General features: G+C 52.6%; 8 protein-coding genes. 7 read left to right on the top strand and 1 reads right to left on the bottom strand.

The features are described from left to right. The first annotated feature begins 117 nt into the window (after nt 1-117). The 6 genes from HF324_RS21910 (at nt 118) to dxs (ending at nt 11,129) form a co-directional block, all read left to right on the top strand. Nucleotides 118-3,567, top strand: coding sequence for a TonB-dependent receptor (locus HF324_RS21910; protein WP_168860832.1), 3,450 nt, complete (start codon nt 118-120; stop codon nt 3,565-3,567). A gap of 23 nt (nt 3,568-3,590) precedes the next feature. Further along, nucleotides 3,591-5,483 (top strand): RagB/SusD family nutrient uptake outer membrane protein, encoded by a 1,893-nt coding sequence (locus tag HF324_RS21905; RefSeq protein WP_168860831.1) that lies wholly within the window; start codon nt 3,591-3,593, stop codon nt 5,481-5,483. A gap of 51 nt (nt 5,484-5,534) precedes the next feature. Beyond that, entirely contained in the window at nt 5,535-6,731 is a 1,197-nt protein-coding gene (locus HF324_RS21900; RefSeq protein ID WP_168860830.1) for a DUF4959 domain-containing protein, read from the top strand. Between the two features lie 31 nt (nt 6,732-6,762). Then, nucleotides 6,763-7,836 (top strand): DUF4998 domain-containing protein, encoded by a 1,074-nt coding sequence (locus HF324_RS21895; protein ID WP_168804541.1) that lies wholly within the window; start codon nt 6,763-6,765, stop codon nt 7,834-7,836. Between the two features lie 116 nt (nt 7,837-7,952). Continuing rightward, the gene (locus tag HF324_RS21890) at nt 7,953-9,134 is read left to right on the top strand and encodes an exo-beta-N-acetylmuramidase NamZ family protein (RefSeq protein WP_168860829.1); all 1,182 of its coding nucleotides are present in this window, start codon (nt 7,953-7,955) and stop codon (nt 9,132-9,134) included. 84 nt (nt 9,135-9,218) lie between these two features. Next, nucleotides 9,219-11,129 carry a 1-deoxy-D-xylulose-5-phosphate synthase gene (dxs, locus tag HF324_RS21885; RefSeq protein ID WP_168860828.1) on the top strand — a complete coding sequence of 637 codons (1,911 nt, stop codon included), beginning with the start codon at nt 9,219-9,221 and terminating at the stop codon, nt 11,127-11,129. A gap of 77 nt (nt 11,130-11,206) precedes the next feature. On the opposite strand, the gene HF324_RS21880 is transcribed toward dxs, so the two are convergent. Then, nucleotides 11,207-11,941: a GntR family transcriptional regulator gene (locus HF324_RS21880; RefSeq protein ID WP_168804538.1), complete on the bottom strand. Its 735-nt coding sequence runs from the start codon at nt 11,939-11,941 to the stop codon at nt 11,207-11,209. A gap of 260 nt (nt 11,942-12,201) precedes the next feature. Between HF324_RS21880 and HF324_RS21875 the strand changes: the two genes are divergently transcribed. Continuing rightward, nucleotides 12,202-15,348, top strand: coding sequence for a SusC/RagA family TonB-linked outer membrane protein (locus HF324_RS21875; protein WP_168860827.1), 3,147 nt, complete (start codon nt 12,202-12,204; stop codon nt 15,346-15,348). Nucleotides 15,349-15,360: the final 12 nt, after the last annotated feature.

Raw genomic sequence — 15,360 nt, 5'->3', positions numbered from 1 at the left:
GTGACCGTATGCGGGCCAACCATCCGGATCGTCAGCCGGATGCGGAATTATATGCGCTAAACCGCGATTCTTTTACCCTAAGCAACTCAAAAAAATGAGTTGATGAAAAACGTATGTATGAACCTAAGAGGACATTTCCTTACCCATCCACGATGTAAAACATTTACCAGGCATTTGTTGCGGATGAAGTTTGCCGCTTTCAGCCTGCTCTGTTTTTGTATGCAGACCAGCGCCACGGGCTTTAGCCAGACCATTACGCTGTCGGAGAAAAATGTGTCGCTGAAGACAGTGTTGAAGGAGATCAACCGGCAAACGGGGTACCGTTTTTTTTATGAGGATGCCCTGCTGAACAACGCCGGCGGTATCAGCGTTGACTTGCGTAATACCCCACTGGCAGATGCGCTGAAAGCCTGTCTAAAAGACCTGCCGTTGACCTATGCCATCTCGAAAAACAGAATTATGATTACGGCAACGGCATCGGAAGGAAGGGATTCGACAGCGGCCACCGCTCGGCTGGCGGTCGATGTGACCGGTATGGTAGTAGGGGAAGATGGTACACCGCTGCCGGGTGCGACCGTAAAACTGAAAGGCACTTCCAAAGGCGTGACGACGGATGCTATCGGTCATTTTTCTATCCAGGTGCCGCGCGCCGGTGTGGTGCTCACGGTGTCATTTATCGGGTATGAACCGCTGGAGGTCATCGTGCAGGCTGCCGGGCCTATGCGGATCGTGCTTAAACGTCAGCAGTCGAAAGTAGAAGAGGTGGTAGTGGTAGCCCACGGGAAACAAAAAAAGACAGAAGTGGTAGGTGCAGTGACGTCCATTAAACCTGCCGAACTGAAGATCCCGAGCAGCAACCTGACGAATGCGCTGGCGGGTAAGCTGGCCGGCGTGATCGCCTTTCAGCGCAGTGGTGAACCCGGTTTCGATAACGCGGATTTTTTTGTAAGGGGCGTTACCACCTTTGGCTACCGGAAGTCACCCCTGATCCTCATCGATAATATTCAGGCGTCCACAACAGACCTGGCGCGCCTGCAGGTGGATGACATCGCGAGCTTTTCCATTATGAAAGACGCTACGGCTACCGCGTTGTACGGCTCCAAAGGCGCCAACGGCGTTATCCTCATCACCACCAAAGAAGGAAAGGAAGGCAGCGCCAATCTGTCCTTCCGGGCGGAAACTTCCATGTCCCGCTCCACCCGGAACGTGCAGCTGGCAGATCCGGTCACCTATATGGAGCTGGCCAATGAAGCTGTGCTGACCAGAAACCCGCTGGGCGGCCTCCTGTATTCTAAAGATAAGATAGAGAACACCCGCAATGGTATCGACCCTGTGGTATTTCCTGCTACTGACTGGCAACAGATGCTGTTGCGCAACGCTGCGATCAACCAGCGTTACAACCTGTCCGTAAACGGTGGCGGAAAAATAGCCCGGTACTATGTTTCAGGCGCTATGAATATGGACAACGGGATATTAAAAACAGATCGGAAAAGCAATTTTAACAGCAATTCCAAACTAAAATCGTATTCCATCCGAAGTAATGTTAACGTCAATCTGACGCCGTCTACGGAAATGATCGTACGTATCTCCGGCAGTTTCGATGATTATTCCGGCCCCATCAAAGGAGGAGAGGAGATCTATAAGCAGATCATGCAGTCCAACCCGGTACTGTTCCCGGCCTACTACGAACCTACGGAGGAAACAAAATATGTGCGGCACATCATGTTTGGCAACGCTGCGGACGGTAAGTACAATAACCCGTATGCCGATCTGCAGAAAGGGTACAGGCAGTTCAACAGGTCTGCCATCAATGCGCAGCTGGCGTTGAACCAAAAGCTGTCTTTTATTACCGAAGGGCTGTCGGTCCGCGGCTTGCTCAACATACAGCGCAACGCTTATTTCTCTGTGTCACGTGCCTATAGTCCGTTCTTTTACGTTGCCTACAACTATGACTATGTGAGCAAAGGGTATTCGCTGAAAGCTATTAACCAGGAAGCCGGACAATCGGAAGCTCCTGCCGGTACTGAATATCTCAATTACACGGAGGGCGACAAAACGTTGTCGTCTGATTTTTACGGCGAGCTGGCCGTTGACTACCGCAGGACCTTTAACAAGGTGCATGGTCTCAGCGGAACGCTGGTGGGCATCGCCAAGAACAGCCTGACAGGCAACGCCGGCAGCCTTCAGAATTCCCTTCCCTTCAGGAACCTGGGATTGTCCGGACGCGCTACCTACCTGTATGACAACAGGTACGCCGTCGAGTTTAACTTCGGCTACAACGGCTCGGAGCGGTTCTACAAGACGCATCGTTTTGGCTTCTTCCCATCTGCCGGTATCGCCTATACCGTGTCTAACGAAGCGTATTGGGAGCGGTGGAAGCGGGTGGTCAGCAAGCTGAAGTTAAGGGCCACTTACGGCCTGGTAGGCAACGATGCCATCGGCAGCCCGGACGACCGGTTCTTCTACCTGTCCAACGTGGACATGAACAGCAGCAAAAGAGGGATGTCATTTGGAACGCTGAAAAACTACAACCTTAGCGGTGTTGATATCTCGCGGTATGCCAACTTCGATATTACCTGGGAAAAAGCCGCGAAAACCAACGTCGGCTTTGAAGCCTCTTTCTTCGACCGGTTGAACCTGGAGGTAGATGTATATACCGAAAAACGGTCCAACATCCTGATGCCCCGTTCTTCTATCCCTACTACTATGGGCCTGTCGGCCGGTCTGAGCGCCAACGTTGGTAAAGCTTCCGCGCGTGGCGTGGACCTGGCGATGGACTATACGCACCAGATCACCCATCAATGGTGGGCCAAGGCGATGGCCAATTTCACCTATGCCACCAGCCGGTTTGAGGTATATGAAGAACCGGCGTACCCGGAAAAAAATAAATCGCACCTGGGGCATTCCCTGTCGCAACAGTGGGGATATATAGCGGAAAGACTGTTTGTGGACGACCTGGATGCGAAGAACTCCCCCAAACAAAGTTTCGGCGTATATGGCGGCGGTGACATCAAATACCGCGATGTGAACGGCGACGGCCAGATCACGGAGATGGATATGTGTCCCATAGGTTTCCCCACCACCCCGGAAATCGTATATGGCTTCGGGTTGTCCTCTGGCTATGACCGTTTTGATTTTAATATTTTCTTTCAGGGTCTGGCACGCGAGTCGTTCTGGATCGATGCCGAGGCCACATCCCCGTTTATCAAAGACCAGCGTCAGCTGCTGAAAGTATGGGCCGACAATCACTGGAGCGAAGATAACCAGAACATCTACGCGCTGTGGCCCAGGTTGAGCACCAGCGCTATTGATAACAATAACCAGCCCAGTACCTGGTTTATGCGCAACGGTGCATTGCTGCGTATCAAGTCGGTAGAAATCGGGTATACGCTGCCCGCCACGCTGATGAAGAGACTGCGGCTGGCCAATGCCAGGCTTTACCTGAACGGCACCAACCTGTTTACATTCAGCAAGTTTAACCTGTGGGACGTGGAAATGGGCGGTAACGGCCTGGGATATCCCATTCAACGGATATTTAACGCAGGCGTGACCTGTTCATTTAAATAACTAACAGCGAAAAAAAAATGAGTATGAAGATCATTAAGATAATACTGCTGGGAATGGTGATCACCTGTAGCAGCGCCTGCTCGAAATTCCTGGATATCATACCGGACAATGTGCCCACAGTAGACCAGGCATTCCAGATGCGAGCCACCGCCAAAAAATATTTGTTTACCTGCTATTCCTACCTGCCGCCGTTAGGTAGTGTCAGCGATAATTATACTTTCCTGGGATCACGCGAGATAGCATCACCATATCCGGGTTCGCAGGCGCCGGGCATACCGGATGCCATCATGCAGCTCTGTTACGACTACCAGAATATCGTAAAGCCAATTGCCAACTATTGGGACGGCGATAACGGCGGGGTGGCCATGTTCACCGCCATGCGCACCTGTAATATCTTCCTGGAAAATATTGGCAAAGTGCCGGATATACAGGAGGCGGAAAGAAAAAGATGGATAGCGGAAGTGAAAGTGCTGAAGGCGTATTACCATTTCCTGATGCTACGGATGTATGGCCCGGTTCCCATCATGAAAAACAATATCCCTGTCTCCGCTGATGTAGAAGCCGTAAAGGTAAAACGAGATCCTGTAGATGAAGTGGCGGCCTATATTGTACAGCTGACAGATGAAGCCGTTCCGGATTTACCTTCCGTCATTAATAACCAGCGGGAGGAACTGGGACGGATCACAGTACCCATAGCGCTGGCAGTCAAGGCGTATGCCCTGGTGCTGAATGCGAGTCCGCTTTTCAATGGAAATGCCGACTATGCAGGACTACAGAATAAAGACGGCCAGGTTTTGGTGAACACCACGTTCGATAAATCGAAATGGCAGAAGGCGGTCCTGGCCTGTCATGATGCTATCGTAGCAGCCAATAACGCCGGCTTTCAGCTGTATTATTTCCAAAAGCCTTTCGATCTGAATAACATCAGCGATACTACGAAGAAATGTATGGACATCCGGTGTGCTGTCACAGAAGACTGGAACCAGGAGTGTATCTGGGGCTTCGCACACTCCACCACAACGGAGCTTCAGCGGGAATGCGCTCCCCGGAACGACGTGTATTCCTATACCTATGCCTTGTGGGCGGCGAACATGAACGCCTGTGAAATATTTTATACGGCGAACGGCGTACCTATTGAAGAAGACATTCACTGGGACTACGCCAACAGATATACGAAGCTGGTGACGGTGCCAGCCACGATGCGGAGTATTTTAAAGCCGAACTACACCACGTCGTATTTCAATATGAACAGGGAGTACCGTTTTTATGCAGACCTGGCCTTTGACGGCTCTTCTTATTTTATCAAACAAAGACCTAATGAAGACAACCTGTTGTACATAAATACCATGTGGGGCTCTTCTTCCGCCAACTCTCTGTCAAGGTATTCGTTTACCGGCTACTGGCCCAAAAAGCTGGTCAGCTGGAAAACCTCCGGCGACGGCGGTTCCTATACCGCGGATGCCTACCTGTGGCCGGCTATTCGTTTGAGTGCGCTGTACCTGATGTACGCAGAGGCGCTCAATGAATCAGAAGGGCCATCAGCCAGGGCGTACCAATACATTGATGAGGTCCGTCGCCGCGCCGGCCTGGATGGAGTGGTACAGTCATGGGCGGCACACTCACGGAACGCGGCCAAGCCTTCTACCGTAGAAGGACTGAGAAGCATCATTCAGCAGGAAACAATGATTGAGTTCATTTTCGAAGGAGAGAACTACTGGAATATGCGCCGGTGGAAACGGTTGGACCTGATGAACAGGCCCATCACAGGATGGGATGTGATGCAGCGTACGCCCGCTGCCTTTTACAAAGTAAGGTCCATCTATCAGCCACGCAATACCTATAAGGATTTCCTGGCGCCTATCCGGCAATACAATCTTTATGTGAACGGTAACCTGGTGCAGAACCCGCTGTGGTAAAGTGCGGAAGGGGATCGGCAACAGCTCTGTTATCTGTCAAAATAGAAAAAAATGAAAAAACACTTATTGTTAAATATACTGACGCTGGCAATGATAGTCGCTCATTCCTGCCAGAAACAAACAGGCACCAATATGGAGCCGATTTATAAAAGTGACAGAAAGCCTCCGGTGGTCACGCATGTGCGGGTAAATAATTTCCCGGGCGGCGCTTTCATTGTATATGATATCCCGGCAGACCCGGAAATACTGTATGTGCAGGCGGATTTTAAGATCAACCCAAAAACAGGGCAACAGGTAAAAGCATCGTACTATACAGATACTTTAAAGGTCATGGGCTTTGAAAAGGCGGGCGAGTATAAAGTGACGCTATATGCCGTGAGCCGCAGCGAAATAAAATCAGACCCTGTTGAAGTGACGGTCCATCCGCAAACACCCCCTTATCTGGACGTGAAGTCTTCCCTGCAGATCGTGGGTGATTTCGGCGGGGCCAATATCTCCTTCCGGAATGTTACCGGCAGCGACATCGCCGTGGTGGCGCTGGTAGATACGATCGGCAAGGCGGAATACATCTATACGAATTACACGAAGGATACCTCCGGCAATTTCTCGGTGAGAGGCTTCTCCGCAAAGGAGCGGAAATTCGGCGCTTTCGTGCGGGACCGGTGGGGAAACGTATCGGACACTGTTTGGACGAAAGTGAACTCGATGACGGAAACCGAGCTTGATCGTACCAGGATGAAAGCGTTGGTGTTGCCGGGTGATCAGACGGCATGCTGCGGTACAGATCTTAATGTGCCGCTCACCAATCCGTACAAATCGGGCGACTACGCCTTTTACGGTGTCTCTGGTCCGAATGATTCCGTTCCTGCGCGGGTGACCATCGATTTCGGCCGCCCCGTGGTACTCAGCCGCTTCAGATACTGGATGCGGCAAAACGGAGGAGCGGAGTTCAGGAACGGTACCCTGCGTTTCTTTAAAGTGTATGGCAGCATGAATCCCAATCCCAGCGGGGCGCTCGACGGTTCGTGGACGCAGCTGGGCGGCGTATATGAACTGGTAAAACCCTCCGGTCTTCCTTACGGGCAGTTAAACAGCGCCGACTATGAGGTGGTGAACAACGGATCGGAGTTCATTTTCCCGTTGCCGGCAGTCACGATGCGTTACTTCCGGCTTGTCATCCTGCAAAACTACTCCGGTGGTGGCGGTGTGGAAATATCTTCCCTCCGGTTTATGGGAGACTATCAGTAATCATTTCCGGCAGCATTTAAAAAAGGTTATTATGAAACATATCATTTATACACTGTTGTTGGTGGCCACGGGGTTGACCGCGTGTACGAAAATGGACCACGAATACGCCCCTTACCTGTCAAATGGTGAGATCTTTTATACCGGCGTGCCCACCCGCCTGGAAGCGCATCCCGGAAGGGGCAGGGTGGAGCTGCAGTTCACCCGCCCGAAAGATCCCAACGTCACCCGCTTTGTTATTTACTGGAGCAACCGCAGCAAACACCTGGAAATCCCGGCGGTGGACGTCGCGGTTCAAAAAGTGATCATACCGGACCTCCGGGAAGGTGAGTATGCGTTTGAAATTGTGGCTTATGATAAAGCCGGTAACCCGTCGACCCCGGGAGCAGCCATTATCAGCGGCGCCAGCCTGGGCCAGCAATACGAAAGCAACCTGCAGACCAGACGGGTGAATGTGGCCAACAGCCAGTCGGGCATTCTGCTGGACTTCGCTTCGGTAGACACCGTATGCCGGTACACGACGGTAGGTTATACCACTTTGTCGGGAGCAGCCGGATCGATGACGTACACCACCCGCGAGGCGTTCCGCGATACCCTGAAAGACGCGTCCTTACAGCTCTCCGCGATTCAGCTGAAAACGGCTTATGTGCCACCTTCCGGTATCGATACTTTTTATGCCAGGCAGGAGCTGGCGGTAAACCTGCTGGCCGGTAAATATGTCTGTACCGGGCAGATGACCGACAATACCACCGCTTCGCTGACGGGTCCTTACCCGTGGAACGTGACGTTGCGACCGGTAACGGCCACCCAGGTGGAATTGGTAGACGATGACCAGACAAACGATGTATATCATAAAATCCTGAACGACGGCAACGGTTCCTACTATGGATCGTTCGGAGTGGTCTTTAACCTTGACAACCAATACAGGGTGATCAGCGTCGTGAATAAATACGGACAACCATCTTCGAACGGAAGATCGGCCGAGCTGGACCCGTCGGGCGTCAATAAATTTGATCCGGCGACGCGGATATTACGGGTGAAATACTGGATGAACCAGCCGGGCAGCACCCATCGCACTTCTTTTGACGAGACGTTTACCATGAAGTAGGCGATTTCCCTGATTGCCGGATACAGGGTAAGGCCGCATAAACACTATCGTTTATGCGGCTTATCTTTTTTCAGCCAACTTTAGTACATTGGTAGCAAGACATCATTTATTTAGCCATGAATTTGCTGTTGTCCGGTATCGATATGTTATTGGCGCACCCGCCCGTTTGGAAAGACCGGCGGATTGGCCTGGTTACTAACCATGCCGCCTGTACGATAAATTTTAAACCTGCCCGCCAGGCCTTGCTGGAGGCTGGGTTTAAGATCGCCCGGTTATTTTCTCCGGAGCACGGGCTGGATACCACCGGTGTAGACGGCGCGGAAATGCATGATGGCATGGACCCGTTGACAGGACTTCCGGTGACGAGCCTGTACGGTAGTAAGTTAGCGCCCGGTCAACAGGATCTCGCTGACATTGACCTGGTGTTGTTTGATATCCCGGACATTGGCTGCCGTTTTTATACCTACCTGTGGACGATGACCCATGTGATGGAAGCTTGTGCGCTGCATGGCAAACCCCTCGTGATCGCTGACAGGCCCAATCCTTTGTCCGGCGCCATGACGCTGGCAGAAGGGCCGATGCTGGACGAGCGCCGCTGCAGCAGCTTTATCGGGCGGTGGAATATCCCCGTCAGACATAGCTGTACGCCGGGGGAACTGGCGCTTTATTTTAAATCGGCAGGCTGCAGTAAGATCTTGCAGGTGCACCCGCTAACGCTGGACGTCATTCGTTGCCAGCACTGGCAGCGGACGATGTTTTACCCGCAGTGGAGCCGCTCGTTTGTACCGACGTCGCCAGCCATACCTTGTTTTGAAGCGGCCTTATTGTATCCCGGACTGGGTCTGCTGGAGGCGACCAACATCAGCGAGGGGAGAGGAACGGCCACGCCCTTCCGCGTAGCCGGCGCTCCCTGGATGGATGGCGCGGGTATCGCTCAGCGCATGAATGCATTGGATATCAGTGGCGTCGTGGCACGACCTGTGGGTTTTACTCCCACCGAAGGAAAATACGCGGGCCAAAGATGCCACGGTATGATGTTTCATGTAAATGATCCAGCGGTGTTCAGACCAGTGACATACGGGTGGCGGCTGGTCCGGCTCATCAAGGAGCATCATCCCGGGCATTTTGCATGGGCTTCCTATCCCACCTATGTTAACCATAGCGGGGCGCGGCATCTCGATTTGCTGACAGGACTGCCGGGTGCTGAATCAATAGTAGGCGGGACAGAAGACGATATTGACCGGTATACCGATACCGGAGACTGGCGGGAGAGGGTAGCGCCGTATTTATTGTATTGATGGCTATCTGTACCGCTCATTTATACACGCGCTGTACCGGTGCCGTAAATACAGGCGATTTAATTTGCGGGAAAAAACATTGCCATGCCCGAAAACTTTCACATCGACAGTCCTGCCGCGCTGCGAAAGCTGCCCGTTTCTTCTCTGCCCGGTCTTTGCGAAGAACTGAGATCTTTTCTGATAGATCACGTCGCCTCCAACGGCGGTCACTTCAGCTCCAGTCTTGGTGTTGTGGAACTGACGGTGGCGCTGCATTACGTGTTTAATACGCCGGAAGATAAACTGATATGGGACGTAGGCCATCAGGCGTATCCGCATAAATTACTGACGGGCAGGAAGGGCCGTTTTTATACGAATCGTTTGCGGGGTGGTATCAGCGGTTTCCCATCCAGGGAGGAAAGTGAATACGACGCTTTTGGCACCGGGCATTCTTCCACTTCTGTTTCGGCGATACTGGGCATGGCCTGTGCCGCCAGATACCGCGGCGATCATACGCGGCAGCACATCGCCGTTATCGGCGACGGCGCCATGACGGCCGGGATGGCGTTTGAAGCGTTGAACAACGCGGGATATGAGCAACCCGATATGCTGGTGATACTGAATGACAACAACATGTCGATAGACGCCAATACCGGCGCTTTGCAGGACTACCTGACAGCACTGACGACCGGCAGGTATTATAACGCGTTGAAGTCGCATGTCCGGACATTATTGTCGTATCCGGGACAACCGGACAAGTGGCCGGCGGAGGTGCTGGGGAAACTCCGGAATGCTGTGAAAGGCGGCTTGCTGCGCTATAGCAATCTTTTCGAAGCGCTGAATATCCGGTATTTCGGTCCTGTTGACGGGCACGATCTTGATAAGCTGGTCCATGTGCTGGAAAAACTGAAGCATATACCCGGACCTAAGTTGTTGCATTGTGTGACCACCAAAGGAAAAGGTTTCGCCCCGGCAATGACCGATCAGGCCAAATGGCATGCCCCTAAAACATTCGACAAGTCGACGGGCGCCACATTGGAAAAGACGTCTGCGGTCACTTTCCAGTCTGTGTTTGGCAGGACCCTGATGGAACTGGCCCGTAAGAATCCGGGGATCATGGCAATAACGCCTGCGATGTTATCCGGCAGTGCGCTTACCACGATGAAAAAAGAAATGCCGGAACGTGTGTTTGACGTAGGTATCACCGAACAACACGCTGTTACTTTTGCTGCCGGTCTCGCCGCCGATGGCCTGCTGCCTTTCTGCACGATTTACTCCACTTTTTTACAACGCGCCTACGACCAGGTTATTCACGATGTAGCATTACAAAAGCTGCATGTTGTGTTCTGTATCGACAGGGCAGGCGTGGTGGGGCAGGATGGGCCAACGCACCACGGCGCTTTTGATATTTCCTTCCTGCGATGTGTGCCGGGTATAACCGGCGCGTCTCCGATGGACCTGGAAGACTTCCGGGACCTGCTTTTTACTGCGCAGGCGGACAGGGAAAGCGGACCTTGGGCTATTCGTTATCCCCGGGGAGCGGGGGGGCCGGCGCCGGCGTCTTCCCGTTTCAAAAAACTGGTGATAGGAAAGGGAAGAAAGCTCAGGCCCGGAAAGGATATCGCGGTGCTTTCACTGGGCCCGGTGGGACTATCTGTAGTTGATGCCTGTGCCGGGCTGGAGGGGGAACTGGATGTTGCCCATTATGACCTCCGTTTTTTTAAACCACTGGATGAAACATTATTGCATGAAGTATTCCGCCGTTTCTCCGCCGTGATCACGATAGAAGACGGTTGCCTTGCCGGCGGGATGGGAAGCGCAGTACTGGAGTTTATGGCGGAGCATGGCTATCATGCTGTGGTAAAGCGGCTTGGGTTGCCGGATACATTTGCGGAGCAGGGTACGCAACAGGAGCTGCATGCTTTATATGGCTATGATAAAAAGGCGATCGTTGCGGCGGTCAGGCAATTGGCGGCGAGGACGAAAGATTTAAAAAAGGTGGCGGATATTCTCTGACCGGATGTGCCTTATTGTTATAATGTAGTGACATAATATTGAAGAGTGCATGCATGATTTTTTGAGGGAGCGCACGGTCAGGGCGTGCGTCTGCTTTCAACGGTATAAACAAAACTTTCCGCCTTATAGTAGCCGAGATTGTATTCCATGGGGCGTTCGGCCTGGTCGTAGACAAACCTTTTCCGGAAGAGGATGGCGCTGCCCAGGTCGATCTCCAGTTTGGAGGCAATCATTTTATCGGCGGTCCTGGAGCTGATTTCTTCTTTAGACAGGGTGGCCACGAAGTAATGTTCCTGCTCCAGCATTTCATACAGGGGTTTCTTGAAATCTTCATCCCCTGTGAGACCAATTCTTGGGTGGAAATAAGAAATAAAATAGACGAAGGGCTCCTGTGTGTTACCGCGCAGGCGTTCCAGCTTCATGATTTTCCGGTCGGTCCGGATATCGAAGAAAGCTGCGATCTGTTCGTCAGGATAGACCCAGCTGATATGCAGTTCATAATTTTTGATGGTGATGCCCCGTGCCAGCATTTCCTGTGTGAAGCTCAGCCAGTTCATGGATTTGGAGCTCATCTTCGGTTGCGCCACTTTTGTCCCCAGCCGCTTTTTCCGTACCAGCAGTTCCTCGTATACCAGTTTGTTGATCGCCTGCCGCAGCGTGGTGCGGGACACGGCCAGTTTTTTGGCCAGTTCCAGTTCGTTGGGCAATAATTTTCCCGCCTGGTACTCCGGTTGTTTAATCAATTCCCGTAACAGATTTTCCACCTGGATATGCAGGGGAACAGCACTCTGATGATCTATCTCAATTTTCATAAAAATGTAGGAACATAATTAAGTATGCAAGTTAGCATAATTAATCAACAATGGCCACCCCCGGGGGAGTACCCTTGAAAACCTTTATGCAGCAAGATCCGGATGAAATAATGCTCCCATTTTTCACTCCGGTTTTTCCCCTTAAAGGCATCGAGTGGGCAAATTTTTTTTCCGGGGATGTTTGCTTTTTTCAAACTTAATATGTAATTATGTATGTACAATATAACTGCTCGCTTTACTTTATACTGTTAGTCATTGTTATGAAAAAATGTGCCCTGACCTTTTTAAGGCAGCGGAGGTACCTGTATTGCCTCCTGTTACTGCTGACAACCAAAATCTCGCCAGGCCAAACCGTCTTTAAAGTCACGGGGAAGGTACTGGACAGCAAAGGCCAGGCGATGCCCGGCGTAACGGTCATGATAAAGAACACCGCTACCGGCACCACCACAACGGCCGGCGGGGACTATGTCATCACCGCGGGAGGCGCCACCGATACGCTCCTGTTTTCCTATGTTGGTTACCAGCGGCAGCTCATACCGCTGGCGGGCCGGCATACCATCCAGGTGACGATGCTGGAAAATAAAAACGACCTGAACGACGTAGTGGTGGTGGCCTACGGACAACAAAAGAAAGGAAGCATGGTCAGCGCTATCACCAGCGTGAATCCGAAAGAAATCAAAGGTCCTACCAGCAACCTGACCACCATGCTGGCAGGACGGATATCGGGCCTTGTTTCCTATCAGCGGAGCGGAGAGCCCGGTGCGGATAACGCCTCTTTCTTTATCAGGGGCATCACTTCCTTCGGCTCCGGAAAGCTGGACCCGCTGATCCTGATAGACGGGATGGAGTCTGCCTCCAACGAGCTGGCGCGCCTACAGCCGGACGATATCGCCGGGTTTTCGGTATTGAAAGACGCTGCCGCCGCCTCCTTGTATGGCGCACGCGGGGCCAACGGCGTCATCCTCGTCACCACCAAAACAGGCAAAGCCGGCAATACCAAAATGAATATCAGGCTGGAGAATTCCATCTCCTCCAACACAAGGAACTTCCGCCTGGCCGACAACATCACCTACATGCAGCTGGCAAACGAAGCAGCCCTCACCCGCAACCCGCTGGCGCCACTGCCTTACAGCCAGCATAAAATCGATGGCACCATCGCCGGCGGCAATCCGTATCTCTATCCTGATAACAACTGGATAGACGCCCTGATAAAAAAGTACACCAACAATCAGCGCTTTAACATCAACCTTACCGGTGGCGGTAACAAAGCGCAGTATTATGTAGGCGCTACCGTCAACCAGGACAAAGGCATACTGAAAACACAGCGCGGCACCGCGGTGAATAACAACATCCGGCTGAGAAGTTACGAAGTGCGCTCCAACGTCAACCTGAAGCTGACCAATACTACGGAAGCCATCATCAGAACGACCGGCAATTTCGACGATTATACCGGGCCGATCGGCGGCGGCGCGGAAGTCTTTAAAAGTACGCTGAACGCCAATCCCGTTTTATTCCCCGCCATTTTCCCGGCCACCGCGCTGCCAACCGCCCGGCACCCGCTGTTTGGCAACGCTTCGCGCGGATCTAACGGTGAAATATATACGAACCCGTACGCGTCTATGGTGTCGGGTTTCCAGCAATACAACACCTCGGTCTTAAACGTTCAGGTGGAAATAAAGCAGGACCTGGACTTCATCCTCCCCGGCCTCTCGGCCAGGGCGATGGCATATACCAAGCGCTATTCCTATTTCAGCGTCAGCAGGCAGTATACCCCGTTCTTTTATGCAGCCAATCCTGTCGCGGACAAATCCGGCGGCTATACGCTGTCGCTGCTCAATGAAAGTACCGGAACGGAATACCTGAACTACAAGCCCGGCGACAAAACGGTGAACACCACCACCTATGCGGAAGCGGCCATCAACTACAACAGGACCTTCAATGAACTGCATAATGTCGGCGGGCTGCTCATCGGCATCCGCCGCAACTATCTCAACGGCAACGCCGGAGATCTGCAGGCATCCCTGCCTTTCCGCAACCAGGGCATATCCGGCAGGTTTACCTATGCCTACGATAACCGCTACCTGTTTGAAGGCAACTTCGGCTACAACGGCTCTGAAAGGTTTGCAAAGAAAAACCGGTTCGGATTTTTCCCTTCCATCGGCCTCGCCTGGAATGCGGGCAATGAAAAGTTCTTCCGGCAATGGAACAATGTGGTGTCGAAGCTGAAAGTGCGCGCTACCTGGGGCCTCGTAGGTAACGATCAGATAGGCAATGCCAATGACCGTTTCTTCTACCTGTCCAACGTGAAGCTCAGCGACGATCTTTTTGCCGCGGCCTTCGGGGAAAACTTCGCATACAGCCGCCCCGGCGTCTCCGTTGCCCGCTATCCGAACGAAGGCATCACCTGGGAGAAATCGAAAAAGATCAACGTCGGTATGGACCTCGGTCTGTGGAATGCACTGAATATTACCATCGATGCCTACCAGGAGCGCCGCAGCAACATCCTGATGGCGCGCGCCTATATTCCCACCACCCTCGGGCTCACAGCGCCGGTATCCGCTAACGTGGGCGTAGCGCAGGGCCGCGGCGTAGACGTATCGATGGACTACAACAAAACATTCAACAAGGCCTGGCTGCAGATGCGGGGAACATTCACCTATGCCGCCAGCAAACTGCTGGTCAACGAAGAACCGGAGTATCCCGCCAACATGCAGTACCTCTCCCGCGTAGGGCACTCCCTCGGGCAGGTGTATGGCCTGATAGCAGAGCGCCTGTTTGTAGATGATGAGGACGTGAAAAACGCTCCCAGGCAGAATTTTGGGGAAGTAAGGGGAGGAGATATCAAATACCGTGACATGAACGGCGACGGACAGATCACCACGCTGGACATGGTCAACGGGCTTGCGCATCCCGTTACGCCGGAAGTGATCTACGGCTTCGGCTTCTCCTTCGGCTATAAAAATTTCGACATCAGCACTTTCTTCCAGGGATCGGCAAGATCTTCTATCGCCATCAGCCCCGAAGCCATTTCCCCGTTCGTGGCCGATGGCCCCAACCAGCACGGCCTGCTGGACGTGATCGCCAACGATCACTGGTCCGAAGATAACCGCAACCTCTATGCTTTCTGGCCCAGGCTCGGGCTTACCCAAAATCAGAACAACAACCAGCCATCCAGCTGGTGGATACGCAACGGCGCTTTCCTGAGAATGAAAAGCGCAGAGATCGGGTATAACATCGGCGACAAAGGCCTGAAAAAATATCACATCGCAGGCCTGCGCATTTATGCCAACGGCACCAACCTGTTCCTCGTCAGCGCCTTTAAACTGTGGGACCCCGAGCAGGGAGGAAACGGCCTGGGATACCCCGTGCAACGTGTTTTTAATATAGGGGTCAACGTTCAGTTATAACGCCGGCTAAAT

It is taken from the genome of Chitinophaga oryzae, assembly GCF_012516375.2.
GTDB classification, from domain to species: Bacteria; Bacteroidota; Bacteroidia; order Chitinophagales; family Chitinophagaceae; genus Chitinophaga; species Chitinophaga oryzae.
This window is presented reverse-complemented; position numbering and strand designations above follow the sequence as displayed.

Bases quoted from the DNA above. Each gene is read 5' to 3' on its own strand.
- HF324_RS21895 (WP_168804541.1), top strand. From the start codon at position 6,763: ATGAAACATATCATTTATACACTGTTGTTGGTGGCCACGGGGTTGACC.
- dxs (WP_168860828.1), top strand. From the start codon at position 9,219: ATGCCCGAAAACTTTCACATCGACAGTCCTGCCGCGCTGCGAAAGCTG.
- HF324_RS21875 (WP_168860827.1), top strand. From the start codon at position 12,202: ATGAAAAAATGTGCCCTGACCTTTTTAAGGCAGCGGAGGTACCTGTAT.
- HF324_RS21900 (WP_168860830.1), top strand. From the start codon at position 5,535: ATGAAAAAACACTTATTGTTAAATATACTGACGCTGGCAATGATAGTC.
- HF324_RS21910 (WP_168860832.1), top strand. From the start codon at position 118: ATGAACCTAAGAGGACATTTCCTTACCCATCCACGATGTAAAACATTT.
- HF324_RS21890 (WP_168860829.1), top strand. From the start codon at position 7,953: ATGAATTTGCTGTTGTCCGGTATCGATATGTTATTGGCGCACCCGCCC.
- HF324_RS21880 (WP_168804538.1), bottom strand. From the start codon at position 11,941: ATGAAAATTGAGATAGATCATCAGAGTGCTGTTCCCCTGCATATCCAG.
- HF324_RS21905 (WP_168860831.1), top strand. From the start codon at position 3,591: ATGAAGATCATTAAGATAATACTGCTGGGAATGGTGATCACCTGTAGC.